The following is a 26176-nucleotide window of genomic DNA, read 5'->3' as shown; positions in this document are numbered from 1 at the left end:
TGCCATCTAAGAAAGATTAATAAGGATGCAGTCAGGCAAGTATAGCTGAAGCTGCATCCTTTTTTTGTTGTTAGCCGATTTATTAAATTGCTACTGAACGTAGTGCACCCATTTACCAATCCGGGTTTTTTAATAAGCCTGTAATTCATATATGCTTTGAGATACCTGCTCGCCATACTATCCTTTCTCCTTGCGCTCTCCGTGTTTTCCTGTGAGCCAAAAGATGAGATATTTACCTCAGACCCAAGTGCTGTACTGGAGTTCTCTGGTGATACAGTGTTATTCGATACAGTATTTGTGAGTAGAGGAAGCGTTACCAAGCGCCTGAAAGTATATAACCGGAATAAAAGAGCAGTCAGGATCAGTGAGATTGCCTTGGCAGGTGCGGGCGCATCTGCTTATCAGCTTACTGTAAACGGGGTACAAAGCCCCCTTGTCAACAATGTGGAGCTACGCGGTGGTGATAGCCTATATGTATTGGTAAAGGCCAATATCAACCCTTCTGACGATAAACTTCCTTTTCTTGTAGCGGACTCTATCCTTTTCCGGACCAACGGGAATGCACAACATGTGAAGTTGGTGGCATACGGACAGAACGCGTATTTTCATCGGAAAGAATCTATAAACACACTGACCTGGAAAAACGACAAGCCGCACGTACTCCTGGACACTGTGCTTGTACAGGAAGGCGCAACGCTAACTATAGAAAAGGGAACGCACATTTACGGAAGTAACAGATCGGTACTGCTGGTAAACGGACAATTGCTGGTGGAAGGTACCCCCGAAGAACGTGTAGTGTTCAGTGGCTACCGACGTGAACCGGAATACCTGACTGCCCCGGGGCAATGGGAGGGTATCAGAATATTAACTAAAAGTGGTAGTAATAATATTCGCTACGCCGATATTAAGAATACGCAGTATGGCCTGCGAATCGGTAATCCGGGTAAAGCAGGCACTCTAGTAGAAGGCTGCGCTATTCAATATGCTTTTCTGGATGGCATAGTCGCTTTTACTTCGGATGTGAAAATTGTTAATACCTTGATTCATAACTGTGGTCAATATGGCTTTGGTGGACTGGGAGGCGGCAATTACGAGATCATTTACTCCACCATTGTCAGTTATAAGAACCCGCTGCTACGCGAAACGCCTTTGCTTGCCATTGCCGATTTTATACCGGGAACAGAGATAAAGGATAAACCTACCTCGTTCCGCCTGGTGAACTCCATTATCTTTTCGGATGGCTTTAGCGCTGATAACGAAGTTCTAATAACTCCTTTTGCTGCTGCGGTTAATGTGAGTAACAACATCCTGCGGACGCAGGTATACAAGGATCAGCTAAAGGATAATGGGAACAAGCTGAATGTGGCGCCTAAATTTAAGGCTCCGGATAAATCTGATTTCAAACTGGATACTTTATCTCCTGCCAACGGAGGGGCTAAGGTGCTGTCTACAGTGTTATCAGACATCAAAGGTGAGGTGCGTAGCACTACTGCCCCGGACATAGGCGCTTTTGAAAGGACTAAAGATTAAGTCCTGTCCTTTATCACTCTCACGCCAAATTGTTAAACTATGTGGTTTCAGAAAGAAATAAGGTTGCCTGCCGTTAAGCGGGGCTTCCATTTAATAACCGATCTGATTACAGCGAACCTGCCAGAGCTGGAAGAAATAAATATAGGGCTCGCTCATATATTTATAAAACATACGTCGGCCAGCCTTACTATTAACGAAAACGCAGACCCAACGGTGCGCCAAGATTTTGAAAGCCATTTCAACCACATGGTGCCTGAGAACCAGCCTTACTACCGGCATACTTTAGAAGGTTCAGATGACATGCCGGCACATCTGAAAGCGGCTATACTGGGCACGTCTGTTACTGTGCCTGTCAAAAACGGAGATTTTAACTTAGGAACCTGGCAGGGAATTTACCTTTGCGAACACCGGAACAACGCCACGAAACGCACGCTTGTCGTGACGCTTCAAGGGGAATAATGGGTGCGCTAATAAAAATAAAATAGCTTCTCTCCTATCTATCGTACAACGCTTACCTTTTTAACAATAGTACCGTTGGTGCTGGTGATATGAAGGAAGTATATGCCGGGAGAAAGGTTGCGTACATCTACACGCAGCACACGGTCCCGTACCTCTGCTCTCAGCACTTCCTGCCCCACATGGTTCAGCATCTGCACCTGGCGCACCGTAATGCGGGCTGGTTGCTCTATCGTGATAAAGTCAGTAGATGAGTTAGGGTATACCGTTAAATCATTTACAGTAACGTGCACATAGTTATCTTTAACTTTGGTGCTGTTAAGGTCTCCATTTGTAATAGTTAGCTGTACGTTATACCTGCCCGGGTTAGGATACGTAACAATGGGATCCTTTTCAGTAGAAGTGGCAGGTGTTCCTCCTTCAAATTCCCAGAAATACGACGTTGGGCGTATGCCGGCAGAGGCACTTACGAACTGTACCTTTTTACCAGCCAGGGTAAGGGTATCTCCTACTATCTCAGTTCTGAAATCGGAGCGCAGGGTTGCGGAACAAGCCAGGGAGCTATACAAAGAATTGCGAGAAGTACTTAAAAAAGCCTGCATTCGCGTGGCTTGCCCATTTGTAAAAAGGTTCATGCAGGCATCATCAGTATAATCCATATAGTTCTGATACATATCGCCGTACGGGGCATTGTCGCAGGAGACTTTGTTGCCGCTTGGGCAGCCAGTGTTCTCTTCATACTGATTGGGTGTATCGTCTACGCCATCAGAGTCGGAGCAGGTAGAGTTGCCATTGCCCCAGATGTGCCATAGCCCCAGCCAGTGGCCTACTTCATGCGTGGCTGTTCGCCCACGGTTGTAGTTGCTTGATACCTTGTTGAAAGGTGGCGCGCCTACTGTGGCATAATGTACTACTACTCCATCGGTAGAGGCCGGAGAGCCCGGGAGTGATGCATAACCTAATACGTTATCAGAAATCCTGCATACCCAGATATTCAAATACTGGTTCCGGTCCCAGGCATCCACACCTCCCTGGCTGGAGAACTTCATCTCATCGTTGAGGTAATTGAAAGATACTTTGTTGGTCTTTGTGCGGGTAACGCCGGAAGTGGGATCGCCATTCGGATCTAAAGACGCCAGGCAGAACTCTATTTCTGTGTCTGCGGCAAAAGGCTGAAAATAAGAAGGTGTGTTTGCTGCGTCTGCATTCTTTCTTCGGAAATCAGCATTTAATATACTTAACTGTGAAAGCAGCTGCTCATCTGACAGGTTCTCAGCATCTGTGCTGTAAATAACATGGAATACAACAGGAATTGTAATGGTAGTGGCTTTTCGCAAGTTCTGGCCGCCCTGTTGCCCTTCCTGACGCTTCATCAAAGCCTCTTGCATGGCTTGTTCCGCCTGTTGCTGCATCTGTTCAAACTCAGGGTTGCGCTGCTTCAGAGCACTAATATAAGCTTCCAGGCCACAATTACGCTTTGTAGCTAGTTCTATAGAGGATGTTTTCTGGGCAAACCCAATGGAGTGCAGGCAAAAACCAGCCAGGAATACAAGTAGTATAAGGCGCATGTAATGGCAAAGTATAGAAATCAGCAAAAGGCCACACCTGGTAAGCGCATAACCTATAGGCAATATACTAAAAAAGTGGTGAAAGGGATTATGCCTATTTACCGGAGGCCGTTATCTTTTAAAGATTGGCGTCTACGGCGTAGTGTAAGGAGTCGCTGAAGATCAGTTTTTGCACGCCCTGAACATTATAACCAGAGATATTCCCGGTTGCCGGGTCTGCCTGAAGCTGTATAGTACGGCGTGAAAAAAACAGTGGGTTCTTGTCCTGCAGCACCGCATCGAGTTGCTGAAGTTGTTTAGTTGGAGTAAGCGTCAGGCGGAGGTATTGCACCACTGGCTCAGTGTCTTCAATTTTCCGGTATTCAACGGCTACATTGCCATTTTCCAATACGGTTTCCTGCTTTGTATAATACTCCTGTAGTGCAGGGCGGTTCAGGTCAGCCTGTTCAAAAGCAGCCAGTTCATCTTCCCAGTCAATTTTATCTGTCTGGATAGTTTCTGTTGGCTTATTCTCTGTAGTTACAGACTTCAGCACCATGGGCTTTTGGGCTTCAAGACGCTGTTTCTGCTGCTGCAGGTAAGCAGTCAGGTTGTAAGTGGCCTCCGCCTCGGCAGAAGTAGGCGGAGCTGGCCGCTCACAAGCTGTAGTGGCCAGTAACAGGCCTATTAAAATGATAGGGATATGTCTGGCCACAGGTTCTTTTATTTATCGATAAGTGAAGTTCCGGCCATTTCCTCAGGTTGTGCAAGGCCCATCAACTCCAGAATGGTCGGAGCCAGGTCGCCGAGCTTGCCTTCGTGCAATGTCCCTTTAAAATCGTTGCTCACCAGTACACAAGGCACCAGATTGGTAGTGTGCGCTGTGTTAGGTGTTCCGTCCGGGTTGATCATCATGTCAGCGTTGCCGTGGTCAGCAATCACAATAACATCATAATCATTCTCTAAAGCAGTGTTGATCACCTTTTCGGAGCACTCATCCACTACCTCGCACGCCTTCACCGCTGCTTCGAATACACCTGTATGGCCAACCATGTCAGGGTTAGCAAAGTTAAGGCAAATAAAATCAGCGGATTTTTTCTCCAGCTCCGGCACAATCGCATCACGGATATCCTTAGCGCTCATTTCCGGCTGCAGATCATAAGTGGCTACCTTGGGCGACGGACACAGCAGGCGGCTCTCGCCTTCAAACTGCGTTTCGCGGCCTCCTGAAAAGAAGAATGTAACGTGTGGGTACTTCTCCGTCTCGGCAATCCGGATCTGCTTTTTACCAGCCTTGGCCAGCACCTCACCTAAGGTATTATTCAGGTTATCTTTATCAAATATGGATTCGACGCCCTTAAACGTATCGTCGTAATTGGTCATGGTAATATAGCGCAGGTCCAGTTTGTGCATGTCCTGCTCCGGGAAATCGCGCTGCGTCAGGGCCTGCGTAATTTCACGTCCACGGTCGGTTCTGAAGTTGAAGCAGATCACCACGTCTCCGTCTTTAATTGTGGCAATAGGCTCCTGCTCATCATTTACCTTAACAATTGGCTTAATGAACTCATCGGTTACCCCTTCGTTGTAAGACTCCAGCATTGACTTGATCAGGTTCTGCGAAGGCTTACCTTCTCCTTTTACCATCACGTCGTAAGCCAGTTTAACGCGTTCCCAGCGGTTGTCGCGGTCCATGGCATAGTAACGGCCAACTATAGAGGCAATCGTGCCAGTGGTATTCTCCAGGTGCTCTTCCAGTTCATTTATATACTTTACGCCTCCCTTCGGGTCTGTATCACGACCATCGGTAAACGCATGGATGTACACCTCGTTGAGCTCCTGGTCGAAAGCGGCGGTACAAAGTGCCTTCAGGTGGTTGATGTGCGAGTGAACACCTCCGTCTGATAACAGGCCGATCAGGTGTACAGGTCTTTTATTTTCTTTGGCATAGCTAAAAGCGTTAGCCAGAGCTGGCATGGAACGCATTTTATGGTCTGCGATGGATTTGTTTATACGTACCAGGTCCTGGTACACTACACGCCCGGCGCCAATGTTCATATGCCCCACTTCAGAGTTGCCCATTTGTCCTTCTGGCAAGCCAACAGCCTCCCCGGATGCCTGGAGCTGCGTAGTAGGGTACTTCTCCATAATGGAGTCAATGAAAGGTGTATTAGCTTTTTTTATAGCTGAAACCTCTGGGTTGGTGGTAATTCCCCACCCATCTAAAATCACTAAGAGAACCTTTTTATTCATGGTGCAAATATAGGTATAATCTTTCAATGGCAGTTTATAGCTTGTGCCGGCTATGCTTCTATACGGCTACTGATTAAACATCTATTTAGTTTTTAACACGCCAAAGCAAAACTTATGTTAATAGTATAAGGGCAATTTTATTATCTTTAGAAGATACTTTTAACTTTGTAGCTGTAATTCCGCGCCCTGTACTATGTGGCATAGTTTTAGCTAATACAAGGACGAGATCACAAATATCTTTTATGAAAAACATTAAACAGATTGCAGTAGTATTTTCGTTGTTGTTAATGGCAGTGTTTTTTACTGCGGGTAGCGCTGCAGCTCAGGGCGATGCTATGGGTGGCGTAAAGTCAGCTATCAAAGTAGGCTCATCTAAAGACCTTGCCCGTAACTTCAGCAGTGTAGTAGAAATTACCCTGGATGGTGGCGAGGCTACGAATTACAGCAGCACACAAGCTGAGTTCGTGATGAAGAACTTCTTTAGCAAGAACCCCCCGGTGGATTTTTCTTACAGCCACCAGGGAGCTTCTGATAAAGGACAGCGTTATGCGATCGGTACTTACACCTCAAAGTCTGGAAGCTACACCGTTTTGGTGCGTATGAAGGAGTCCGGAGGCAAGTATTTGATACAATCCATGAACTTTATCAAAGATTAAGCAGATAATAATGAGATTTTTAAGAAGGCTCGGAGTTTATACCGAGCCTTTTTTTATTTTTGCACCGTGAAACCGACATACCTAACCGAAAAAAGTATAAACGAGTTTATCTCGCTGGCACTGGCCGAAGACATTGGCGACGGTGATCATTCCTCTCTTGCCTCTATTCCGGAGGACGCGCAAAACCAGGCGCGCCTGTTGGTAAAAGGAGAAGGCATATTGGCGGGTGTAGAGCTCGCAGGTTATATCTTCAAAGCTGTGGATGCAAACCTGCAGGTAGAAGTACTGTTGCAGGATGGTGCCCGTGTAAAATATGGGGATGTGGCTTTAACCGTGAAAGGCAAGGCGCAGTCTATACTTACTGCAGAGCGACTCGTGCTAAACTGTATGCAGCGCATGAGCGGCATTGCCACTTATACCAGCCATATGGTTAGCCTGATTGAAGGTACTGGCGCTAAACTGTTGGATACCCGCAAGACCACCCCTAACTTCCGCATTATGGAGAAATGGGCTGTGCTGATCGGAGGTGGCCATAATCACCGCTTTGGCCTGTTTGATATGATCATTCTGAAAGATAATCACGTGGATTATGCAGGTGGTATTCGTGAGGCAATTGAGGCTACAAAGCGCTACCTAAAGGAAAAAGGAAAAAACCTGAGGATAGAAGTAGAGACCCGCAACCTGGAAGAAGTTAAGCAGGTGTTGGATACTGGCGGTGTAGACCGTATTATGCTGGATAACATGACACCGGCCATGATGCGCGAGGCTGTAACGATGATCGGGGGCAAGTATGAAACGGAGGCTTCCGGAGGTATTACCGAAGAAACTATTCGTGCAGTGGCAGAATGCGGCGTAGATTATATATCGGTAGGTGCCCTGACACATTCCATCAAAAGTATGGACCTGAGCCTGAAGGCTTATTAAAGTTAAATGTGCTTCTGCTTTACCGGCAGGAGATTATTATATTCTTATACTCTCATAACAGGCATGGCCGGAGAGCAGAAGGAGAACAGAGAGTTTTATTTTTAATTATTATGCAGCAACCAAATCAAAGAGGTCACCGGATGCAACAGGGCGCAGCCCCAGGAGCTATTCGCACAAAAAAATACCAGTTAGATAAAGACATGTTCACGCGCATAGCTGTCACCCAGGTATGGAAGAAAGAGTGGTGGTATGCTTTGATCCCTTTCGCTATTTTTATGATACCGGCTATTTTCGACTTTTCGTGGTGGTGGGTAGCGATTGCGGTAGTGGTAACTTTATTATTCGTGCTGCTTCGTTCGGCGCAGGTGATGGGTGTAACGCGTGTTGAGCAGGGTAATGTGCTTTTCGAGAAACTGCTGTATGAGATCGATAACCGCCAGATTCTGATGAAACGCAATGAGCGCGAAGGAATGGCGCTTACCTGGGACATGATCCAGAAAGTACAGCGAAAGGAAGATGCATTTATGCTTTGGCTGCAGCCGCCGTCCGCTGATCAAATGCCAGGAGGTTGGAAAGGGTGGGTTGCCCGCACGTTCCAGGCGCCTATTTTTATTCTTCTGCCATACCGCATCTTCAACACCCAGAATGATATAAAATTGTTGGAGAGCATCATGCGCCGCAAGAATCTTATATCTTAGCAGTACAAAACCGAAGTCGGAGTTTGCTCCGTAAAATATTAATAGATAATGCTTTGTGTTTTTTTTTAAATGCGAAGTGGCTATATAAAAAGTAAAAAACGTACAAAAATGAATAAAAACGTAATAGTAGTATTTGCCGCTGTATGTGGTTTGGCAATGGCTTCGTGCGATACGCCAAAAGATCTAAGACCAGGTGAAAAAGTATCAACAGAGATGGTGCCTCCGGGAACACGCGATACGTACAATGTTTCTGATGCAGGCTCTCCGGAGGTAGCTCATGGTGCAGTACAGCAAAGCAAAGTAGAGCACGAGCAGGTAATGCCGGATCGTGACCTGGGTGGTAACACAATACAAAAAGGTGACAGTGTATTAGAAGTAACTGAAACCAATACTGAAGCAGGCGCAACCCGCCACTAGTATAAAACAACATAAGTAAACCTGCCGTTGTTGTGCATAGCATCAGCGGCAGGTTTTTTTGTGTGTCTGCCTTTCCCGCGTGTTTAGTCGTGTTCAGATAATTCGGCTATATTTGCAACATTATTGCTTTTATGAAATTAATGGCTCAACAGGAAGTAGAGTGGTTTAGTACGTGGTTCGATTCACCATACTACCACATTTTGTATAAAGATCGTGATCTGGACGAGGCACAGCGCTTCATGGACAGGCTGCTGACATACCTGCACCCGAAACCGCACGAGAAGATCCTGGACCTTGCCTGTGGCAAAGGCCGCCATTCTGTATACCTGAACCAGAACGGATATGACGTGACTGGTTTAGACCTTTCGGAGCAAAGTATAGCCTTTGCAAAAAAGTTTGAAAACAACAGGCTACATTTTGATGTGCATGACATGCGGCAGGTGTACAAGCCAGAGTATTTTGACTTTATACTTAACCTGTTTACCAGCTTCGGCTATTTCGAGAACGAGACAGAGAACGTAGTGGCCTTATGCGCCACAACTGAAAGCCTGAAGCACGGCGGAAAGATTGTCATCGACTTTATGAACACCGATAAGACTATTGAGCACCTTGTGGCGGAGGAAGAAAAAGTGGTACAGGGGATAAGGTTCAGAATAACCCGCAAACTGGAGAACGACTTTATCGTGAAAACGATCCGCTTTAGCGACAAAGGGGAGGATTATCATTTTGAAGAGCGCGTAAGGGCGCTACGGGAAGAGGACTTTATGGAGTATTTCCGTATGACACAGCTACGATTGGTAGAAGTGTTGGGCGATTATAACCTGAACCCTTATGATCGTGAAAAAAGTGATCGTATGATCTTTGTCCTAAAGAAATAAGCAGCGCGCATGATCATAGCTATACTTGCTTTATTCTTTACCGTAGTATTCTCCGGTTTCCTGGTAAAAGTTTTTCCGCCGCATAATACCAAGTGGCTTAAAATGGCGCTGGCTTTTAGTGGCGCTTACCTGTTTACTATTACCATTATTCATTTGCTGCCCGATGTGCTGATGGAAAGCAACGGTAGCGGATATGGCGTTGGGTATTGGGTGCTGGCAGGTTTCTTTCTGCAGCTGGTGCTGGAGATTTTCTCACATGGTGTAGAGCATGGGCATATACATCACCACGACCATGGACGCGTAGGTTCAATGCCATTTTTGCTGCTCGGGTCTTTATTTGTACACTCCTTTTTAGAGGGCAGTATACTGGTGGAGCAGCGTTACCCTGCTGTGGCCGGGCACGCCCACGGTGGCGATAGTTTTTACCTGGTGCTGCTAGGGGTTACTCTGCATCACATACCGGCAGCTTTTGCGCTAATGTCTGTCCTGCTGTTCCGTTTAGAAAACTTTAAAAAGGCTTTTCTGTGGCTGCTGATCTTCGCGTTAGGTTCTCCGCTGGGTATAATCTTTAGTAATACGGTATTGGCGCAAGAAGCACCGAACGGGCTTATCTATACAGCATTAACAGGGCTGGTGGCAGGTAACTTTCTGCACATTTCCACAACGATACTGTTTGAGACAAGCCCGGACCATCGTTTTAACCGCAACAAACTGGTGGCCACACTCCTGGGTTTGGTACTGGCACTGATCAGCGACTTTATTTAATCTGACCTTAAGCAAATAGCTGGTAAAAGGGCTTAATCTATCTACTGCCCTGCCTCTATTTTTTCCTTTTGTACCTCAAGCACCTGCCTGCGCAGTTGCTGTTGCCCGGGAGTAGCATTGGCATTATCCTCCACTACAAATTTCAATTCAACACTTTCCTCCTTCGGTGAGAAAACCTTCTTGTACATCTTGTTCTGGCGTATGTATGAAATTTCCAACGCGTCTTTTGACTTAACTTCTAGCACAGCCTTCAGGAGCTGGTAAATATTCTCTTCGGTTAGTACCTCGCCGTTTACAGCATACAGCACATCATACTTCTGCAGGCCAAAGGCATTGTTCATAGGCTCTGCAATCCAGAAGAACTTTCGCATCTTTTCGAAACCCAGCCTGAACTCGCCAAAAGTATACTTTGTGCCAGGCTTTTTATCAGTAAAGCTCCACCCTATTTTGGTATAGTATTCTTGGTAAGGCAAAGGCGTGTCACCAATAACGTAGTCATCAAAGAACTGTCGCATTTCAGGATATGTATCCGCAACGATCACATCTATCAGTTCCGAATCAATAAACGGCTTGTTTGGGCCATACTTCCTGGAGAGGTTCAGCATCAGTTCACGTAGACCCATTTTCCCGTTGCTGAGCTCCTTCAGTCGTATGTCGAGCATAAAGCCAATGAGGGCTCCTTTTTCATACACATTGTTATACATCTCCTGGTACTCCGGCTCAATAATACGGCGGCTCATTTCAGTAAAAGACACGTCTTTATAGCTGCTGCCCTCGCGCATCTTTCCCATTATTTCCTCCTGGAAAGCGTCGTATGTTTTTAATCCCTCCTGCAGCTGTACCAACTGTGAAAAATACTCTGTTACACCCTCATAAAGCCAGAGGTGTTGTGAAAGCTTAGGGTCTTTAAAATCAAAATACTCGATCTCCTCGCTATGCACATTCAGGGGGGTAAGAATGTGCAGGAACTCATGGGAAGCTACATCCAACACCATGCTACGCAGGTCTTCTCCTGTTTGCTCTGGCAGGAAATACATAGAACTGTAAGAGTGCTCCAGTGCCCCAAAACCACCAAATCTGGTAACCTTGTTATCTGCCATCTGTGGGAAATACATGATAAACTGGTAACGGTTTACTGGCATACCCCCGAAGAAATTAGTTAAAGCAGATGCCAGGGGCTTTATCATTTCACGCACCTCCCCGGCCCTTACCATTCCTGTTTCAGAGTAGACAGATACAGCCACTGTGGTATTGCCAGTGCGAAAGCTGGCTGTGTCTGGGCGACTGTACATGATTGGCGCATCCGCCAGGCGCACATAGTCAGTAGCGCTTATCTCATCACGCTCTGGCGATACATGGTTTACAGGCAGGGATGTCGCTGCATATAATTGCTCCGGCTTGTCTACCTGAACCGTATAGGGCAGCATCTTGTAACCCTCCAGGTAGCCATAGAACCCGAAATGGTTGATCAAAAAGTTCTTGCCGGCATCAATGTTTGTTCCGCCAGGCTGAAAGATGTAATTATTATCCTTGCTGACATCCCAGGTATCGTCTACCAGGTATTCAATGCGGGCTAGTTTACGCGCTTTCTCTATTTCAAAAAGGTTCTTACCCTGTTGCCTGGTTTTTAGTCGTCTCCCTTTGGCATCATAAGCCTTAAACTTACTGATAAAGCGGCCATAGTCTTTCTGGGCGTAAGAGCCTGGTATTACACTCGGGATGATATAAGTGATCTTGTTCTCCTTAACTTCCGGTGTATTCACAACCACCTTTACTTTGTCCTCAGATACATTCTTCAGGTCAAGGTTTATAGTATAGGCTTCCTGTGCCATCGCAACGCTGGAAAGCAGCAGCAAGTAGCCTAGTAAAGAAATGCTTTTCATATAATATCTAAGTTTGTATATGCTGACTTCCGGTAATGTCTGCAGTAAGTATAAATATATATAAAAACAGTAACAGCACGGCAAGGGGCTAAGCTGTTTTCTTATGGGAGTATACATAAAAAAACAGACCAGTGCTTTATACACTGGTCTGTTTCAACACCTTAAACACAAACACGGGGAAATAGTTAGTAAGCTTTTCAGCTTGGTAACTAGTAAACTACTGAACATGCTTTTTGTTTAAAGATGTTTTAGTAATTGATAATGGAATAGCTTTTATTTAACTTATGTAGCTAAACGACACATAAATATGGATAAGCAGACAGAACCCCGCTATACTACTTTTAAAGAGTTTTATCCCTACTATCTCTCAGAACACCAGAATACCACCAGCCGGATATTACATTTTATTGGAACAGGGTTGTTAATTATAGTAGCGATCACAGCTTTGGTGGCGGGTGCTTACAAATGGCTGATCCTGGTGCCTGTTATTGGATATGGATTTGCCTGGGTCGGGCATTTTTTCTTTGAACGCAACAAGCCTGCTACATTCAAATACCCTTTTTATAGCCTGGCCTCAGACTTTAAGCTTTTCTTTGATATACTGCGCGGGAAACAACACTTCAGAAGCGAAGTGTAAAAGTGGGATGTACAAAAAGAGTATTAAACTACGGGAAAGAGGAGATTACATAATAGTGGAAAGCAGCGTGGCAATCAGAGCTTTCACTGTGATCATGACAGCACCGGAGTTTGGTGCAGCCTCTGAATCATCTTCTTCAGCGGTAAAGGCATTTTTGAAATAAGCGATCGGGCTATCCAGCACCTCAGCATCCAAAACAGACTTATTACGTGGCTTGGTAGTGACTTTAGCCTTAGGCTTAGTGCCTTTCTGGTCTCCAGCGTTTACTGCAGTTGCATTGCTTTGCTGCGTAGATTGTGGCTGAACAGTAGTAGTGGTCGTGCTGCCATTGCCGTTACCATTTGCCTGGGCAGCAGGTATAGCAAAGCTGCTTAGCAGTATTATAACCGCTAAAAGCATAAATCCACGTACGTGTTGCCACAACATTGTCATACCCAAAAGTAACTGGTTAATTTATAAAAATCAAGAAATCAGTTGTATAATTTAGAGAACCGCTGATCTTATCAGGTGAACGTAACTATATCTTATATGTTGTATAGTAAGAATTATATATTTAGTTTTTTGTTGCTGATCGCAGCACCTTTACCTTAACAGGAACAACCCCGGCTTGCTTGGATCCGATGCGTTTTGCTGCGGCTTCAGATAAGTCTACCACTCTGCCTCTAACAAATGGCCCCCTATCGGTAACCCTCACCTTCACCGACTTATTTGTTTGCAGGTTGGTAACTTTGATTTTAGTGCCAAACGGAAGTTTTTTGTGTGCTGCCGTTAATTTACCACGTCGGTAAGGCTGCCCGTTTGCCATCTTGCGCCCCTGTAGTTTTGGGCTGTAGTAGGATGCCTTTCCCTCTTCTGTGTAGCCCCGTTCTCCAAACGCTGGCGAAGAGCCGGCACAAGACGTTAAAACGATAGCCACTGCTATTGCTACGATGCTACGCTTGAACCAGTAATAAGAAAATGATCCTAAAGAAGTGAAAGTAAAATACATAAATATAAATTCAGGGCTATAATGTGGTTGTGCCGATAAACTGACTGATCTCATAGGCTAATCTTGCTGTAGGAACGAGTTCAAGGGGGTGTTTCGTGTTTGGAAGCACAAGTAAACTGGCCGAGGGTAACAGGCGGTAGGCCCAGATAGTTTCTTCTATACTTACCATTGTGTCATGGTCGCCGATGGCCACCTGCACAGGCAGGCCTAACCCTAGTAAGTTTTGTTCATGTAACGCAGGGGCATCTCCGAGCTGCCGCATCAATGCAGCTGTTTGGTGCATCACTTTTTTCCAATCCTGAGGGGCGTGGCGTTCAGCCAGAGAACGGGCAAAATGAGGTACTTTCTGCTCAATCTTATCCGGATCTAACAGCTTTGTTTCATGGGCGGCCGCCTCAGCAGACCAGGCAAATTTAGTAGCCAGGGTAAAAATGCTTTTTACACTTTCCGGGTGATGCAACGCAAAATGAAGCGCAGCATAACCGCCCATACTATAACCAAAAATGTGTACCTGTTTAAGCCCCTCCTGCTCCAGCAACTTTAAAATATCACCAGCAAAAAGATCCATAGTTAGAGGTACTTCCGGAAGAGGGCGGCCTCCATGCCCTGAAAAGTCTAACGTAAAGACGTTGTATTGGGCCTGTAGCTCCTTTTTCAGCGCATCTAAAGTAGCAGCAGAGCCTAAAGCGCCGTGTAAAAGTAAAAGGTTTTCCATGGGGTGTTTTTAGGTATTGAGATAAGAGCCTGCCTTACCCGACCATATATGTCCGGGTAAGGCAGGCCCAAAAGCTATGTGATAATGCATGAAGGTGTTTTACAATGCCTTATGCAGCAAAGGTTATTGCCTGATCTGGTAGTTGTATACTTCCATGGCCTGCGTCAGTTTATCCTTCTGGAAAAGGTTTATAACAAACTGGGCACCAAGCACTCCAACACCCGCATACATCAGCGGAGACACCTTAACACCTGTATTCGGATCCTGTGAGTTATCAATAGACACTAAAGCTCCTGCTGCCAACAAGCCCGCACCTAAAATGGATACCCCGGTGTTTATCAGCTTGTCGCGCTTGTATTTGCCTAGCAGGTCCATGCTTGCTGCATTATCAGCCAGCGCCTGCTGCAGGTTGTTATAGTCCATGAGGTAAAGCGGGCCATTGTCTTTGGAAAAGAAATAGATCCGCTTGCGGTTGGAGCGTGGCACACCATATCCATAAGGCGAGTAACCGTAGCTATAATCATACATAGTGCGCGTTGTGTAAAACTTGTCGATGCGGGGGCCATCCAAAACGCGTTTGGCAAAGTCGTCGTAGCTGTTGCCGGCCTCTACGCGGGCAAAATAACCTTCATCGCTTTGATAAGCTGCCACCATACTCGGGTTATACTTCAACGAGTCGTTTACCAGGAAGTGGTTTGACTTAAAAAGCGGTGACTTCAGCTGCAACTTCCTGGCATATACAATTTCTCCGTTCTGTAACTGCAGAAAATATTTTGCCGGCTGGTTATCTCCGATTTGCGCAAACGCTGCTGTAGTGCCTAACAGGAGGCAAAGCAGCAAAGAGAGAAGATTACGTTTCATTTCTTATTGATTTATTAAGTAGAAGCAGGTTTGCCTGCGGATATTTAAAATAGCATGAAAAGCATTATAACCATGCCCACAAGTGCCAGATATACCCAACGCATAAGCTGCCCGCGGTGTTTGCTGGGTACAAAGCTGCTGATTAACATCACAACGAATAAAAGGCACAAAATGTATAGCAGAATAAACGTTACCGCCTTAACCCAATTGGGCACAACAGTGTTTTCTGGTTGTAGCTGGTTTCCCATACCCATACCCGATAGCAGCCATTGTAGCCCTAAGAATACCACAACTTCAAAAAGTATAAAATACAGTAGCCAGGCTATCCAGTTGCTCTTCCCGTTGCTGCTCATGGTGCGAGGGTTTTTATAATATGCTGATTTCTGCTTTAAGGCCTTTTTTATGATAAATATATAAGGCTACAGGTAAACACTTTTACAATATAAGGAGAATAAAATTTAATTATGAGGGTAATGAACCTATGAATATTATAAGAATCTAGCTGTATAACTCCGAAATTTGAAACATTCTTAGGCTGCCTTATCGTTAAAATACGAGAAAGGTGTTGGATATGAGGTTATTGAAGAACATAAAATTAGATAATTATAAGTACTATCATGGTAAAGAGCCCAGAAAGATCTTCAGCATAGGTTACGAAGATCTGACGACTCTCATATACTATCAGGATACAGATAACAACTACACGCTGGTTGTTGCAAAAGACGATGATCCTCCGTTGATACTCGAAAAGAATATCTCCAGGGCTGAAGCATTCAGATTAATGAATACCCGGTTGTAAAGTTTAACCGGGTATTTTTTTTGCGGTAATTCTATTTTTAAATTTCCTTGATCACTTTTACTCCTGTTCTTCTTTCTTTGCCTGGTTAGCATTAACGAAAGGGCGCAGGATGTTGCTTCAAACCTCACACATTACCCACATGCCCACCTTTCGTACCAATTAACTCCCAAAAGCTACCCTCGGGTCGTATAGTTCTTACATGAATATTCGGAACAAGTATTATGCTATCGCTTTAGTTGGCTTCGTAATTAATTTACTGCTGCAAGTGATCCTTTTCTTTGCTGTAGATCCTTATTTTGCATCAGTTCTGTCTCCTCTTTACCCCATCTGGATAATAATCTTTGTTGTAGGCTGGCGCAAGGAGCATCCGAGGCGATAAGAGCGCTGCTTATTTTGTACCAATCCAAGTATGGGATGAAGTATTGTGTGTTTTTTGACTAAAAGCAACAATTTTAATAAGCAGTTTGGCACTTTTTTAGCTGTAACAGGCATTATATTAGCCAAAGAACAAATGCTATACTTATGTCTGATCAAAATGTAATGACAGATGTGAATCATGTGCAACACATGTTTCTGCATGTAGAGAGCAGTGACATGGAGTGTGTGATAAACATTGCTGGTCACCCTTACCGGTTGCGGGAACTGATTTTTATGATGATTCAAAACGACTGCCGGATTAAGCAAACTTCAGCCGAAATATATAATACCTTTATTTATGATAAGGAAACAGTTGAGGTCCATGACTTCCTCACCTCCATTATAAAGGCTAAATTTTTTAAATAGCCGTTCAAGCGTTCTGGATAGGGCAGGCAAAAATACTGTAATACAAAAGAGGCACCATTTACGGTGCCTCTTTTGTATTACAGCTGCTTAATTTCTATTTCTCTTGGCTCTCCTACTGACTCGTAGTACGGAAGTTTAACTTTTAATTGCCCTTCCTGGTACAATGCCTCTATCTTGCCTAAGTTCACTGCCGGAGGCAACATAAATACCTTATTGAACAAGGGAGCTGCTAGCTGCGGATTATGCTCGCTGTGTAGCACAGAATAAACTGTAAGCTGATTGTTATGTAACACAACTTTAAAAGCTTCAGGGTTTACTCCTGCGGCCCAGATATTAATTACTGCTCCTTTTTTATACTTCTTTACATCCACATAAGTCTCACTTACTCCACCGCCTATTGTATTAAACAGGTCGAGCTGCTGCGCTATATTGCGTAAAAACTTTTTATCTTTTATTATTTTCATTTTTCTATCTCCTCTATCTTTTTCATATGGAATAGTGCAAATGAAGTGCCAAACCACCTTCAATTCAAATCGCTTTTATACATGCTTATTTAGTGAGACATATTGTCGTAGGAGTGTTTAGTAGAAGTAAATATTTAGCCAAAATGACAGTAAATAGGCTGGTCCGAGCACTTTAAAGTACTATTTAAAGTGTCCGCACAGCTGGATAAAACATATGAGTGAGCTGGCAATTACAGTTTTGTAAAAGATACTGGCAAGTTGAGTATGTCTATGATCCTGTGTACCTGTTCTACCTTTAAAACTATCGTGCTTACTAGTAAGATAACCTGCTATTTTAGTAAATCAAAAACGATGTGTTTCTGATGCCCGTACATCCTATTGAACCAAAATATGAATGAAAATGAGACTAAACTTAACTGTAGTAGCCATGTTAGCAGCAACAGGCTTGATGGTAAGCTGTAACGAGGTAAAAGAAGATAATGTAGATAGCGCCGCCGAAGTACGCGAAATTGCCACTGAAGATACAGCGGTAATGTATAGTGAAGATAACCTTGCAGGAGGTGTACTTGAGGCAGATGAGGAAGAATTTAAAGAAGTTGATTTTAACGCTCCTGTAGTGGAGGAACCATCTTTGCGTGCAAAAGAAATAGAAGTGCGTGGTACAGATGATTACCGTATTTACACAGTAGGCGAAGATATAATGTTTGATCTTGATAAAGCTCAGATTCGCCCTAGTGGAGAGCAGAAGTTACAGGAAATTGCAAATACTATTAAAAAGCAAAATCCGGAAGGTTTAATCAGAGTGTATGGCTTTACTGACTCACTGGCAAGTAACCAATATAATAAGAAACTTGCCATGGATAGAGCGCAGGCTGTTGAAAACTGGTTGCGTAACAATAGCGGAATAGATACTACTCGTTTAAAATTAGTACCTGTAGGTGAACATATGTTTGAGGCAACAAACGAAACAGCAAGTGGCAGGCAACAAAACAGAAGAGTAGAGATTGTAGTTGTGAAAAAGTAAAACTACATGAACAGGCGTGGAAGACCGTTAATTTGGCATGCCGCGTTCGAATAGATTTAGTTAAAAGCTACAAAGCAAGTTGGCCTGCACTTATGTGTTTGTCAGCTTGCTTTTTTTTGGTTGAAAATTTTATTTGTTCTGAGCCTGAATATAGTTAGCGGTAGCATCGCAGATACAAAGTAAATGCGCTTTGTTGGATATCAACGGTGCTGATACCTGGCCGCAGATATAACTACTGCGTTCATAACTTGAAGTGACTGTGGGAATTAAACTTTTTCAAGAAAAGAGGCTTTAAAAGCTATTAAATTAGAACTATCTTTAGGCTTGCGATGGTTTTTAAAGATTTATACAAAGCATTTTAGTGATGGAAGTTTACTTCAAAAATAGCTTTGTTGCTTTTTATTACGACAAGCAGTTGCGGTTAGGCAAAGCGGTTTGGAAGGGGCAACTGCGTGGGGCAGAATTGAGGGAGGCATACCTGCTAGTTCTGGACATGATCGATCGGTTTTACCTAACCCGTTGGCTGGGAGATGATCGGTTGATGGAATCCATTGACCCTGATGATCTGGCCTGGAGTATGGAGGTGTTTGTTCCACGCCTTGCAAAAAGCTCGCTGCGCAGGTTAGCACGGCTCCCTTCACAGTTTATGGAAAATCGGCAGGCTGTAGACCGGATGGTACGTGAAGGGCAGGCTGGTGAAGTCCATCTCACTTTTAAGGATTTTGGAAGCGAGGAGGAAGCTGTAGCATGGTTAATGGAGCCACTCTAGTTTTTATTTCACATTGATACCTATATATGAAATGCCGTTGAGATATACTTTCAATGGCTTTTTAGTTTCCTTAAAGTTCTTATCGTGCAAGCCGATGTTGTTTTCAACGATATCCTGTTTGGTCAGCCTCAGGAGTAGCTTTGGTTCAACTGGTGCCAGGCTTAGTCTTTTTGAGTCTATAGATTCTTTTGCTTCGTTGCCTCCGATAAGAGAGGCTTTGATCCTCTTTTTATTGCTATTGCGTTGCCAGCCTGGTAAGAAACAGCTAAGGGTATGGTTAGATGTCTATTTCTCTTCTGTTTGCAGCCAGGTAGCAGATGTAGAACCGCAATTGGCCTGCTCCGTACCTCTTAGTATGAAACTTAACAAACCAACTATGAAAAAAAGTACAATAATAATGATCCTTGGTGTTGGCGTAATGAGTGCCTGCAACGACCCACAAGGGACTGTAGAAAACGACTCACTCTCTGACGCTACTGCCGATACGGCTGTGATGTATGATGATGAACGTGGAGTAGTAGAGGCAGACGGTGCCGAGATAGTAGATGTAGGAGAAGACTTCTGGGCCGGCATTAACTGGGACGCTCCGGTTGTAGAAGATCCGGAGATGACAGCTGCCAATGTAGAAATGCGCTCCGATAATGAGTATAACATCTACACCATGGATGACCGCTTGCTGTTTGACACGGATAAAGCTCAGATCAGGCCTGAGGGCGAAGAGAAGCTTCAGGAAATTGTAAACGAAATAAAGGACCTGCCTAAAAATGGTCAGATTCGGGTATTTGGCCATGCAGATGCCCGTGCAAGTAACGAATATAACAAAGAACTCTCTGCAGAGCGTGCCAATGCTGTAAAGGATTGGTTGCAGAACAAAGGCAATATTGATGCCCGCCGTTTATCAATAGAAGCAATGGGTGAAACAGCGCCAAGAGCTACAAACGAAACAGCCAGAGGTCGCCAGCTAAACCGCCGTGTAGCGGTTGTGGTAGTGACCCGTGAGCAATAAATAAGAAACAATCTAAAGAAAAGCCGCTGATGGTGAATCAGCGGCTTTTCTTTAGCTTGTTTCTTATCCGCCGTTACGCTTCTTATCTTATATAGCAACTATGATGATTTATTAATCAGCTGAAAAAGAATCAATTATTTTTTCACTTATTCTGCCGTTGTTGGTGTTCTCACCAACAACTTCTTTAGATTTGTTACTAGCAGTAGCTTACGTTTCTCTTGCTGTGGATAACAAGTCGTTGAGGGGGTAGATATTTGCTGCTTCGTTGTTACAACTTAGTAGTTGGTGAGAACACCAACTACGGCGGGAAAATGCCTGTTAAGGGTATGTACAGAATTGTTTTCAAAGATGGCTCCGAGGATATAGCTGAAACACGTATACTTTCAGATAAAGGCAAGCATTACTTTAGCTATAAAGTCTTCGGCGAAAAAGTGACGGTTTATCCAGACCCAGTTTGTTGTTCGGTTATGGGGCGAGTTTGAGATAAAGGGGGAGCCCAAGGGTGATCATTGGTTTTTTTCAGACAATTGTAGGTAGCATTAATGGCTATAGTAAACTACCCAATGCTACAGGTGGTAAATCGCTGCTATACATACAGAAGGGAGATGGGGAACTTCTGCCCTTCAACTCAACTAATGTTCTGGAATTTGTTAGAGACCAAGACAGTTAAAACGAAGCCCTGAGCAAGGGAGATTATTTTGGCGCTATTGTAGAGTATAATCAGAATTGCCAAATTTAGACTGCAGTTCATGCAGATGGTATAAAGGCTATGTTTCGTAGCAGAAAAGCAAGACACTCGCGGGGCATTAAGACGCCGCGAGGTCATGAATGTTTGTTTACAAATAGTTTTAGGGTATGGTTTCACAAACCAAGAAGCTCTTTCATAATTCCTAAAACAGGTGTTACACCTGAAACTAAAATTTGCTTAGACGGAAGTAAGTTAGAGTAGAATGGATAAAAAGTAGCCAGCATGCTAAGTACAGAATAAGTAGGGTGTTCCATAGCGCATTTTACAAAGCCCGTAAAATCAGAGCCATAAATGTGGTAAAAACGTGCAGCTACTTTTAATTTATCACAGGCCGCTTCCTCCAAAATGAATGCTAGGCACTCAACTTTCTTCTGTGTAGAGTGATGTAGTAAATGATAATTTTTTTGAATATATGCTTCAGCCTCCTCTATTCCTGTAAGCGCTCTAACAGGCTTAAACCCATTCCTTTTAGCAAGTGATAACAGTTTCCCTATATCCCCTTTTGGTTCATATTTATTTGAATAAAGCTGTTTCAAAATTTCTGAAAGATCATATTTACTTTCATGTTGAACTCTCGCAGGTTTCCCTTTTAATGACTTGAATCGTAACTCTAAAACTTGAAACCCATAGGTGAAGTCTTTCATCTTCCAATGAACCCACTTACATGACTTGTTAGATCTTATGTACTTAAAGAATTTATTAAGGAAATCTTTTTCTACTATATCTAACTCATGTTCCTTTAACTCTTGATCTATAAGCCCCATTTCTTGAGCCGAAAGGTGTAGCGAGAATGATTCAACTTGTTTTTTGTCAAGATCATAAACAGATATTGATGTAATTCTAGGGGTTCTATTATAGGGGTTTATGAAGGCTTCACAAGCATAGTGAATTACACGAATCTTAGTTCGTTGGTGTAGTAAATATGTTAGAGTGTTCTGTCCTTGCCTTCTTTCTGCAAGTCGAGGAGAATCAAATTTCATTTTTTGTTTTTGATAGATTATAGTATCTGCTATTCAAGAAAGACATTGTGAGCAGACAAAGTATAAGCAACAGTATTCTATCCGCTGGCAGGACGCCTGCAGTCACAGAGGTGTTTTATAGGTAGGAAAAATAAGAAGGAGGACAATCAGCCCTCCTTCTTTAGTTATTTACGATCCGCAAGCTTCGCAAGCGTCCGGGTTATCCAGACTGCAACTCATGTCGCTGCGATTCTGCTCTTGGTTGTATACCGGCGAAAGGGTTTCGGCGGCTTGTTTCTCTACAGTAAACTTAATGGCATCTACGGCAGACTTAGTGCGCAGGTAATACATTCCTGTCTTCAAGCCGGTCTTCCAGGCGTGGAAGTGCATGGAGGTCAGCTTGCCGAAGTTCACGTTCTGTACGTGCAGGTTCAGCGACTGGCTCTGGCAGATGTAAGCACCACGCTCAGCACTCATATCTATTACTGTGCGCTGGCTTATCTCCCACACTGTCTTATACAGGTCTTTGATGTGCTGCGGGATGTTCGGTATATCCTGAATCGAGCCATTAGCTGCTATGATATCCTGCTTCAATCTGTCGTTCCAGATGCCTAGCGCGATCAGGTCCTTCAGCAGGTGCTTGTTTACAACCATAAACTCACCAGACAATACACGACGCAGGTAAATATTAGAAGTATAAGGCTCAAACGACTCATTGTTACCCAGGATCTGTGCCGTAGAAGCAGTAGGCATAGGCGCTACTAACAGTGAGTTCCGTACACCATACTCCATTACATCTTTGCGCAGGCTTTCCCAATCCCAACGGCCAGATTCAGGCGTTACGCCCCACAGGTCGAACTGGAATTTACCCTCTGACAGCGGAGAGCCTTTGAACGTTTCATATGCACCATTCTTCTTCGCCAGATCCTTAGAAGCCGTCATGGCTGCAAAATAGATCGTCTCGAAGATATCCTTGTTCAGGCCGCGTGCTTCATCGCTTTCGAATGGCATGCGAAGGTGGATAAACGTATCTGCAAGGCCCTGCACACCTAAACCAATAGGGCGGTGACGCATGTTAGAGTTCTGCGCCTCTTTTACCGGGTAATAGTTTATGTCGATAACCTTGTTCAGGTTAACAGTAGCATGGTATGTTACATCAAATAGCTTCTGGTGATCAAACTCCTTGCTTCCATCCTGATTTTCCTTCACGTAACGAGGCAGTGCTAAAGAAGCCAGGTTACATACTGCCACCTCGTCCTCGCTGGTATATTCCATGATCTCCGTACACAGGTTAGAGCTCTTGATCGTGCCAAGGTTCTGCTGGTTAGACTTGCGGTTTGCGTGGTCTTTGTACAGCATGTATGGAGTACCTGTCTCAATCTGCGACTCCAGGATATGGAACCACAGCTCCTGCGCTTTTACTGTTTTGCGGGCACGTCCCTCACGCTCATACTTATTGTACAGGCGCTCGAAATCTTTGCCCCAGCACTCAGCCAGTCCGGGTGCTTCGTTCGGGCAGAACAGGCTCCAGTCGCCGTTCTCTTCTACGCGCTGCATAAACAGGTCTGGCGTCCAGAGTGCATAGAACAGGTCGCGGGCGCGATTCTCTTCCTTACCGTGGTTCTTCTTCAGTTCCAGGAAATCGAAGATATCAGCATGCCAGGGCTCCAGGTAGATCGCGAAAGCGCCTTTGCGCTTACCACCACCCTGGTCCACGTAGCGGGCCGTGTCGTTAAACACCTTCAGCATCGGGATGATACCATTGGACGTGCCGTTTGTGCCTTTTATATAAGAACCGGTTGCACGTACATTGTGGATGCTCAGGCCAATGCCTCCGGCACTCTGCGATATCTGTGCACACTGCTTCAGGGTATCGTAAATGCCCGGTATGCTGTCGTCCTTCATGGTTAACAGGAAGCACGATGATAACTGCGGTTTTGGTGTACCTGCGTTAAATAATGTTGGTGTGGCGTGTGTAAACCACTTTTCAGACATGAGATTATAAGTCTCGATGGCAGATTCGATGTCCTCCTTGTGAATACCCACGGCCACACGCATCAACATATGCTGCGGACGCTCTACGATCTTGCCATCCAGGCGAAGCAGGTAAGAGCGCTCCAGTGTCTTATATCCAAAGTAATCATAGTTGTAGTCGCGGTCATAAATGATGGTTGAATCGAGCAGGGCCGCGTGCTTACGGATGATCTCATACACATCTTTGGCTATCAGCGATGCGTTCTCACCTGTCTTAGGGTCCTCATAGGTATAGAGGCGCTTCATGGTGTTAGAGAACGACTTGCTTGTAACCTTGTGCAGGTTCGAAATAGCTACCCGCGCCGCTAGTGTAGCATAATCCGGGTGCTTGGTTGTAAGCGAAGCAGCTGTTTCAGCGGCCAGGTTATCCAGCTCTACAGTGGTAACGCCATCATAGATGCCATCAATCACCTTTTTGGCTACCTCAATCGGCGACACATAGTCCATGTGCAAGCCATAGCACAGCTTCTCGATTCTTGCAGTGATCTTATCAAATTTGACGGATTCGCGGCGGCCGTCTCGTTTTACTACTAGCATAGCATATACATTTAGCGGGTGTCAAGGGCCCGGTTTATTAATAGGATATATAAGGAGCCCCTGCCTTTGCAGGAGGCGGTTGTTCTATAGTGAAGTATACAAGCAGGCAATACGCTGTTGGCAGCATAAACCGTTGTAGTACAAATGATTGTAAGTAAAGCTAAATGCTTTAACTATATAGGGGAGTGAGTTACCCCTTTAGTTGGCGAGGTGCCAGCTAAGATTACGCTCAGGCTGCTAAACCGTGCATTTTGGTGGTAGACCGAGCGGTAGGCTATTAAATATAATTAGGTAAAGGAAGGGAAAGAAGATGAGCTTTTTCCCTTTGGCTACCTAAACATACGAATTCTCTATATATGTTAAAAGTCTTCGTCCAGAGAAAAAACGTTTTTGTCTTTGTCTCCTAAAACTCCAGCCTTCTGATACTCGCCTACGCGTTTTTCGAAGAAATTTGTCTTGCCCTGAAGCGAGATCATTTCCATAAAGTCGAATGGGTTTGTAGCGTTATAGATCTTCTGATAGCCAAGCGCTACTATAAGCCTGTCAGCCACAAACTCGATGTACTGGCTCATCAGCTTAGAATTCATACCAATCAGATCTACTGGCAAAGCATCTGTAACAAATTCCTGCTCAATACTCACGGCATCGCGAATGATCTCATGCACGCGCTCTTCCGACAGCTTGTTTTGCAGCATAGAGTACAGCAGGCAGGCAAAATCGCAGTGCAGGCCTTCGTCACGGCTGATAAGCTCGTTAGAGAATGTTAAACCAGGCATTAAGCCACGTTTCTTAAGCCAGAAGATTGAGCAGAAAGAGCCCGAGAAGAAGATACCCTCCACAGCCGCAAAAGCGATCAAACGCTCTACAAAATTCTCGCTGTTGATCCACTTTAATGCCCACTCCCCTTTTTTCTTCACGCAAGGCACCGTTTCAAGAGCATTGAACAAGTGGTCTTTCTCACTTTGCTTCTTTACATAGGTATCTATAAGGAGAGAGTATGTTTCAGAGTGGATATTCTCCATCATGATCTGGAAGCCATAAAAGCAACGTGCCTCCGGTAACTGCACCTCCTGCATGAAGTTAATGGCCAGGTTCTCGTTTACAATGCCATCAGAGGCTGCAAAGAAAGCAAGTACATGCGTGATAAAGTGTCGCTCACCATCATTAAGGCTTTCCCAATCTTTAAGATCCTGGCTCAGGTCAATCTCTTCAGCTGTCCAGAAACTGGCTTCTGCTTGTTTATACATCTGCCACACTGCATCGTTCTGAATCGGGAATAAGACAAAGCGGTTTGGGTTCTCTTGTAAAATTGGCTCCATAATCAATTAAATAAGCGTTTTATTGGTTGAAGGGGTAAGCATTTTGCTTAGAAAACACCCCATGGGATCAATTGTTCTGGGTAACACCTGGTAAGTGTAGCAGAATATCATGACTTCAAATATATAGAAATGAACTTGATTTCAGGGGTTAAAGTTGTTCAATTTATGCACACTTGGTTAACTGATTGGCTGTTTGATTATTACGCGTGTATAAACATGGTTATCCACATGAGTTATCAACTATATAGTTTTGTTATTATATTATTAAGAAACTATTAAATATATGTTAGATGCCTTTTTTGGTGTGTTATAAGCGTTTTGTGTCAGATTTGCCTGCGATTCAGGAGTTTTATTTTGCTTTTAATGAGGCGCAATGGGTAAGGAATGTAAATGCACCCAGAGATTTACACAGGTGGTGTGGAAAATGTGGATTACTAAGTGGCGCCGTATCGTGTTAATCCTGAGGTGTTTCTGTGGTTTTTTAACAGGTGCTTCAAATATGCATGTAGATGTCAACAATGTTATCCAC

Annotated in this window: 27 protein-coding genes; 15 read left to right on the top strand and 12 right to left on the bottom strand. The window is 44.4% G+C overall.

The features are described 5' to 3' along the window. Nucleotides 1–156 precede the first annotated feature (156 nt). Together ACSX1A_RS16700 and ACSX1A_RS16695 are read left to right on the top strand one after the other, a co-directional pair. Nucleotides 157–1530 carry a right-handed parallel beta-helix repeat-containing protein gene (locus ACSX1A_RS16700; protein ID WP_439880781.1) on the top strand — a complete coding sequence of 458 codons (1374 nt, stop codon included), beginning with the start codon at nt 157–159 and terminating at the stop codon, nt 1528–1530. Nucleotides 1531–1569: 39 nt separating this feature from the next. Next, complete coding sequence (locus ACSX1A_RS16695; protein WP_439880780.1) at nt 1570–1989, top strand: secondary thiamine-phosphate synthase enzyme YjbQ; 420 nt, start codon at nt 1570–1572, stop codon at nt 1987–1989. 38 nt (nt 1990–2027) lie between these two features. Here the strand turns inward: ACSX1A_RS16695 and ACSX1A_RS16690 are convergent, their stop codons facing one another. The 3 genes from ACSX1A_RS16690 to gpmI all read right to left on the bottom strand — a co-directional run bounded on the left by ACSX1A_RS16690 (nt 2028) and on the right by gpmI (nt 5783). Then, nucleotides 2028–3554, bottom strand: coding sequence for a M43 family zinc metalloprotease (locus ACSX1A_RS16690; protein ID WP_439880779.1), 1527 nt, complete (start codon nt 3552–3554; stop codon nt 2028–2030). A 118-nt stretch (nt 3555–3672) separates the two neighbouring features. After that, nucleotides 3673–4248, bottom strand: coding sequence for a hypothetical protein (locus tag ACSX1A_RS16685; RefSeq protein ID WP_439880778.1), 576 nt, complete (start codon nt 4246–4248; stop codon nt 3673–3675). Between the two features lie 8 nt (nt 4249–4256). After that, entirely contained in the window at nt 4257–5783 is a 1527-nt protein-coding gene (gpmI, locus tag ACSX1A_RS16680; RefSeq protein ID WP_439880777.1) for a 2,3-bisphosphoglycerate-independent phosphoglycerate mutase, read from the bottom strand. 242 nt (nt 5784–6025) lie between these two features. Here gpmI and ACSX1A_RS16675 point away from each other — a divergent pair, with 242 nt between their 5' ends. The 6 genes from ACSX1A_RS16675 to ACSX1A_RS16650 all read left to right on the top strand — a co-directional run bounded on the left by ACSX1A_RS16675 (nt 6026) and on the right by ACSX1A_RS16650 (nt 10121). Beyond that, the gene (locus tag ACSX1A_RS16675) at nt 6026–6439 is read left to right on the top strand and encodes a DUF4783 domain-containing protein (protein ID WP_439880776.1); all 414 of its coding nucleotides are present in this window, start codon (nt 6026–6028) and stop codon (nt 6437–6439) included. A gap of 66 nt (nt 6440–6505) precedes the next feature. Further along, entirely contained in the window at nt 6506–7363 is an 858-nt protein-coding gene (gene nadC / locus ACSX1A_RS16670; protein WP_439880775.1) for a carboxylating nicotinate-nucleotide diphosphorylase, read from the top strand. A gap of 110 nt (nt 7364–7473) precedes the next feature. After that, the gene (locus ACSX1A_RS16665; protein ID WP_439880774.1) at nt 7474–8061 is read left to right on the top strand and encodes a hypothetical protein; all 588 of its coding nucleotides are present in this window, start codon (nt 7474–7476) and stop codon (nt 8059–8061) included. Nucleotides 8062–8169: 108 nt separating this feature from the next. Continuing rightward, the gene (locus ACSX1A_RS16660) at nt 8170–8478 is read left to right on the top strand and encodes a hypothetical protein (protein ID WP_439880773.1); all 309 of its coding nucleotides are present in this window, start codon (nt 8170–8172) and stop codon (nt 8476–8478) included. Nucleotides 8479–8609: 131 nt separating this feature from the next. Beyond that, entirely contained in the window at nt 8610–9356 is a 747-nt protein-coding gene (locus tag ACSX1A_RS16655; protein WP_439880772.1) for an SAM-dependent methyltransferase, read from the top strand. Nucleotides 9357–9365: 9 nt separating this feature from the next. After that, complete coding sequence (locus tag ACSX1A_RS16650; RefSeq protein ID WP_439880771.1) at nt 9366–10121, top strand: ZIP family metal transporter; 756 nt, start codon at nt 9366–9368, stop codon at nt 10119–10121. A gap of 41 nt (nt 10122–10162) precedes the next feature. Here the strand turns inward: ACSX1A_RS16650 and ACSX1A_RS16645 are convergent, their stop codons facing one another. Continuing rightward, entirely contained in the window at nt 10163–12004 is a 1842-nt protein-coding gene (locus ACSX1A_RS16645) for a M61 family metallopeptidase (RefSeq protein ID WP_439880770.1), read from the bottom strand. A gap of 307 nt (nt 12005–12311) precedes the next feature. Between ACSX1A_RS16645 and ACSX1A_RS16640 the strand changes: the two genes are divergently transcribed. Then, nucleotides 12312–12641, top strand: coding sequence for an Mpo1-like protein (locus ACSX1A_RS16640; protein WP_439880769.1), 330 nt, complete (start codon nt 12312–12314; stop codon nt 12639–12641). Nucleotides 12642–12686: 45 nt separating this feature from the next. On the opposite strand, the gene ACSX1A_RS16635 is transcribed toward ACSX1A_RS16640, so the two are convergent. The 4 genes from ACSX1A_RS16635 to ACSX1A_RS16620 all read right to left on the bottom strand — a co-directional run bounded on the left by ACSX1A_RS16635 (nt 12687) and on the right by ACSX1A_RS16620 (nt 15205). Continuing rightward, a complete protein-coding gene (locus ACSX1A_RS16635; RefSeq protein ID WP_439880768.1) occupies nt 12687–13073 on the bottom strand; it encodes a hypothetical protein in 387 nt (128 codons plus the stop codon). Nucleotides 13074–13194: 121 nt separating this feature from the next. Beyond that, the gene (locus tag ACSX1A_RS16630; protein ID WP_439880767.1) at nt 13195–13629 is read right to left on the bottom strand and encodes a septal ring lytic transglycosylase RlpA family protein; all 435 of its coding nucleotides are present in this window, start codon (nt 13627–13629) and stop codon (nt 13195–13197) included. Nucleotides 13630–13645: 16 nt separating this feature from the next. After that, nucleotides 13646–14344 (bottom strand): alpha/beta fold hydrolase, encoded by a 699-nt coding sequence (locus ACSX1A_RS16625; RefSeq protein WP_439880766.1) that lies wholly within the window; start codon nt 14342–14344, stop codon nt 13646–13648. A gap of 123 nt (nt 14345–14467) precedes the next feature. Then, a complete protein-coding gene (locus ACSX1A_RS16620) occupies nt 14468–15205 on the bottom strand; it encodes a hypothetical protein (RefSeq protein ID WP_439880765.1) in 738 nt (245 codons plus the stop codon). 571 nt (nt 15206–15776) lie between these two features. On the opposite strand from ACSX1A_RS16620, the gene ACSX1A_RS16615 reads away from it, so the two are divergent. From ACSX1A_RS16615 to ACSX1A_RS16605, 3 genes are all read left to right on the top strand, one after another. Continuing rightward, the gene (locus ACSX1A_RS16615; RefSeq protein WP_439880764.1) at nt 15777–16004 is read left to right on the top strand and encodes a hypothetical protein; all 228 of its coding nucleotides are present in this window, start codon (nt 15777–15779) and stop codon (nt 16002–16004) included. A 199-nt stretch (nt 16005–16203) separates the two neighbouring features. Next, complete coding sequence (locus tag ACSX1A_RS16610) at nt 16204–16383, top strand: hypothetical protein (protein ID WP_439880763.1); 180 nt, start codon at nt 16204–16206, stop codon at nt 16381–16383. 143 nt (nt 16384–16526) lie between these two features. Then, nucleotides 16527–16787: a hypothetical protein gene (locus ACSX1A_RS16605; protein ID WP_439880762.1), complete on the top strand. Its 261-nt coding sequence runs from the start codon at nt 16527–16529 to the stop codon at nt 16785–16787. Nucleotides 16788–16864: 77 nt separating this feature from the next. Here ACSX1A_RS16605 and ACSX1A_RS16600 read toward each other — a convergent pair whose 3' ends face one another. Further along, nucleotides 16865–17251: an Hsp20/alpha crystallin family protein gene (locus tag ACSX1A_RS16600; RefSeq protein ID WP_439880761.1), complete on the bottom strand. Its 387-nt coding sequence runs from the start codon at nt 17249–17251 to the stop codon at nt 16865–16867. A 394-nt stretch (nt 17252–17645) separates the two neighbouring features. Between ACSX1A_RS16600 and ACSX1A_RS16595 the strand changes: the two genes are divergently transcribed. The 3 genes from ACSX1A_RS16595 (at nt 17646) to ACSX1A_RS16585 (ending at nt 20050) form a co-directional block, all read left to right on the top strand. Next, the gene (locus ACSX1A_RS16595) at nt 17646–18275 is read left to right on the top strand and encodes an OmpA family protein (RefSeq protein ID WP_439880760.1); all 630 of its coding nucleotides are present in this window, start codon (nt 17646–17648) and stop codon (nt 18273–18275) included. 364 nt (nt 18276–18639) lie between these two features. Further along, on the top strand, nt 18640–19044 hold the full coding sequence (locus ACSX1A_RS16590; RefSeq protein ID WP_439880759.1) for a hypothetical protein: 405 nt from the start codon (nt 18640–18642) through the stop codon (nt 19042–19044). A gap of 376 nt (nt 19045–19420) precedes the next feature. Next, nucleotides 19421–20050: an OmpA family protein gene (locus ACSX1A_RS16585; RefSeq protein ID WP_439880758.1), complete on the top strand. Its 630-nt coding sequence runs from the start codon at nt 19421–19423 to the stop codon at nt 20048–20050. Between the two features lie 861 nt (nt 20051–20911). Here ACSX1A_RS16585 and ACSX1A_RS16580 read toward each other — a convergent pair. The 3 genes from ACSX1A_RS16580 to ACSX1A_RS16570 form a co-directional block, all read right to left on the bottom strand. Beyond that, nucleotides 20912–21778 (bottom strand): hypothetical protein, encoded by an 867-nt coding sequence (locus tag ACSX1A_RS16580; RefSeq protein WP_439880757.1) that lies wholly within the window; start codon nt 21776–21778, stop codon nt 20912–20914. Nucleotides 21779–21946: 168 nt separating this feature from the next. Further along, nucleotides 21947–24328, bottom strand: a complete 2382-nt coding sequence (locus tag ACSX1A_RS16575; protein WP_439880756.1) for a ribonucleoside-diphosphate reductase subunit alpha — start codon at nt 24326–24328, stop codon at nt 21947–21949. A gap of 359 nt (nt 24329–24687) precedes the next feature. After that, nucleotides 24688–25647, bottom strand: a complete 960-nt coding sequence (locus ACSX1A_RS16570) for a ribonucleoside-diphosphate reductase small subunit (protein ID WP_439880755.1) — start codon at nt 25645–25647, stop codon at nt 24688–24690. Nucleotides 25648–26176: the final 529 nt, after the last annotated feature.

It is taken from the genome of Pontibacter sp. MBLB2868, from assembly GCF_051904785.1.
Classification (GTDB): Bacteria; Bacteroidota; Bacteroidia; order Cytophagales; family Hymenobacteraceae; genus Pontibacter.
Note: the sequence above shows the minus strand (reverse complement) of the source record. Positions and strands in the feature narration are given on the sequence as shown.

What these genes read in the sequence shown, in the direction of transcription:
- ACSX1A_RS16695 (WP_439880780.1), top strand. Translation starts at nt 1,570, where the DNA reads ATGTGGTTTCAGAAAGAAATAAGGTTGCCTGCCGTTAAGCGGGGCTTC.
- ACSX1A_RS16690 (WP_439880779.1), bottom strand. Translation starts at nt 3,554, where the DNA reads ATGCGCCTTATACTACTTGTATTCCTGGCTGGTTTTTGCCTGCACTCC.
- gpmI (WP_439880777.1), bottom strand. Translation starts at nt 5,783, where the DNA reads ATGAATAAAAAGGTTCTCTTAGTGATTTTAGATGGGTGGGGAATTACC.
- ACSX1A_RS16675 (WP_439880776.1), top strand. Translation starts at nt 6,026, where the DNA reads ATGAAAAACATTAAACAGATTGCAGTAGTATTTTCGTTGTTGTTAATG.
- ACSX1A_RS16665 (WP_439880774.1), top strand. Translation starts at nt 7,474, where the DNA reads ATGCAGCAACCAAATCAAAGAGGTCACCGGATGCAACAGGGCGCAGCC.
- ACSX1A_RS16660 (WP_439880773.1), top strand. Translation starts at nt 8,170, where the DNA reads ATGAATAAAAACGTAATAGTAGTATTTGCCGCTGTATGTGGTTTGGCA.
- ACSX1A_RS16655 (WP_439880772.1), top strand. Translation starts at nt 8,610, where the DNA reads ATGAAATTAATGGCTCAACAGGAAGTAGAGTGGTTTAGTACGTGGTTC.
- ACSX1A_RS16650 (WP_439880771.1), top strand. Translation starts at nt 9,366, where the DNA reads ATGATCATAGCTATACTTGCTTTATTCTTTACCGTAGTATTCTCCGGT.
- ACSX1A_RS16645 (WP_439880770.1), bottom strand. Translation starts at nt 12,004, where the DNA reads ATGAAAAGCATTTCTTTACTAGGCTACTTGCTGCTGCTTTCCAGCGTT.
- ACSX1A_RS16640 (WP_439880769.1), top strand. Translation starts at nt 12,312, where the DNA reads ATGGATAAGCAGACAGAACCCCGCTATACTACTTTTAAAGAGTTTTAT.
- ACSX1A_RS16635 (WP_439880768.1), bottom strand. Translation starts at nt 13,073, where the DNA reads ATGACAATGTTGTGGCAACACGTACGTGGATTTATGCTTTTAGCGGTT.
- ACSX1A_RS16630 (WP_439880767.1), bottom strand. Translation starts at nt 13,629, where the DNA reads ATGTATTTTACTTTCACTTCTTTAGGATCATTTTCTTATTACTGGTTC.
- ACSX1A_RS16625 (WP_439880766.1), bottom strand. Translation starts at nt 14,344, where the DNA reads ATGGAAAACCTTTTACTTTTACACGGCGCTTTAGGCTCTGCTGCTACT.
- ACSX1A_RS16620 (WP_439880765.1), bottom strand. Translation starts at nt 15,205, where the DNA reads ATGAAACGTAATCTTCTCTCTTTGCTGCTTTGCCTCCTGTTAGGCACT.
- ACSX1A_RS16615 (WP_439880764.1), top strand. Translation starts at nt 15,777, where the DNA reads ATGAGGTTATTGAAGAACATAAAATTAGATAATTATAAGTACTATCAT.
- ACSX1A_RS16610 (WP_439880763.1), top strand. Translation starts at nt 16,204, where the DNA reads ATGAATATTCGGAACAAGTATTATGCTATCGCTTTAGTTGGCTTCGTA.
- ACSX1A_RS16605 (WP_439880762.1), top strand. Translation starts at nt 16,527, where the DNA reads ATGTCTGATCAAAATGTAATGACAGATGTGAATCATGTGCAACACATG.
- ACSX1A_RS16600 (WP_439880761.1), bottom strand. Translation starts at nt 17,251, where the DNA reads ATGAAAATAATAAAAGATAAAAAGTTTTTACGCAATATAGCGCAGCAG.
- ACSX1A_RS16595 (WP_439880760.1), top strand. Translation starts at nt 17,646, where the DNA reads ATGAAAATGAGACTAAACTTAACTGTAGTAGCCATGTTAGCAGCAACA.
- ACSX1A_RS16590 (WP_439880759.1), top strand. Translation starts at nt 18,640, where the DNA reads ATGGAAGTTTACTTCAAAAATAGCTTTGTTGCTTTTTATTACGACAAG.
- ACSX1A_RS16585 (WP_439880758.1), top strand. Translation starts at nt 19,421, where the DNA reads ATGAAAAAAAGTACAATAATAATGATCCTTGGTGTTGGCGTAATGAGT.
- ACSX1A_RS16580 (WP_439880757.1), bottom strand. Translation starts at nt 21,778, where the DNA reads ATGAAATTTGATTCTCCTCGACTTGCAGAAAGAAGGCAAGGACAGAAC.
- ACSX1A_RS16575 (WP_439880756.1), bottom strand. Translation starts at nt 24,328, where the DNA reads ATGCTAGTAGTAAAACGAGACGGCCGCCGCGAATCCGTCAAATTTGAT.
- ACSX1A_RS16570 (WP_439880755.1), bottom strand. Translation starts at nt 25,647, where the DNA reads ATGGAGCCAATTTTACAAGAGAACCCAAACCGCTTTGTCTTATTCCCG.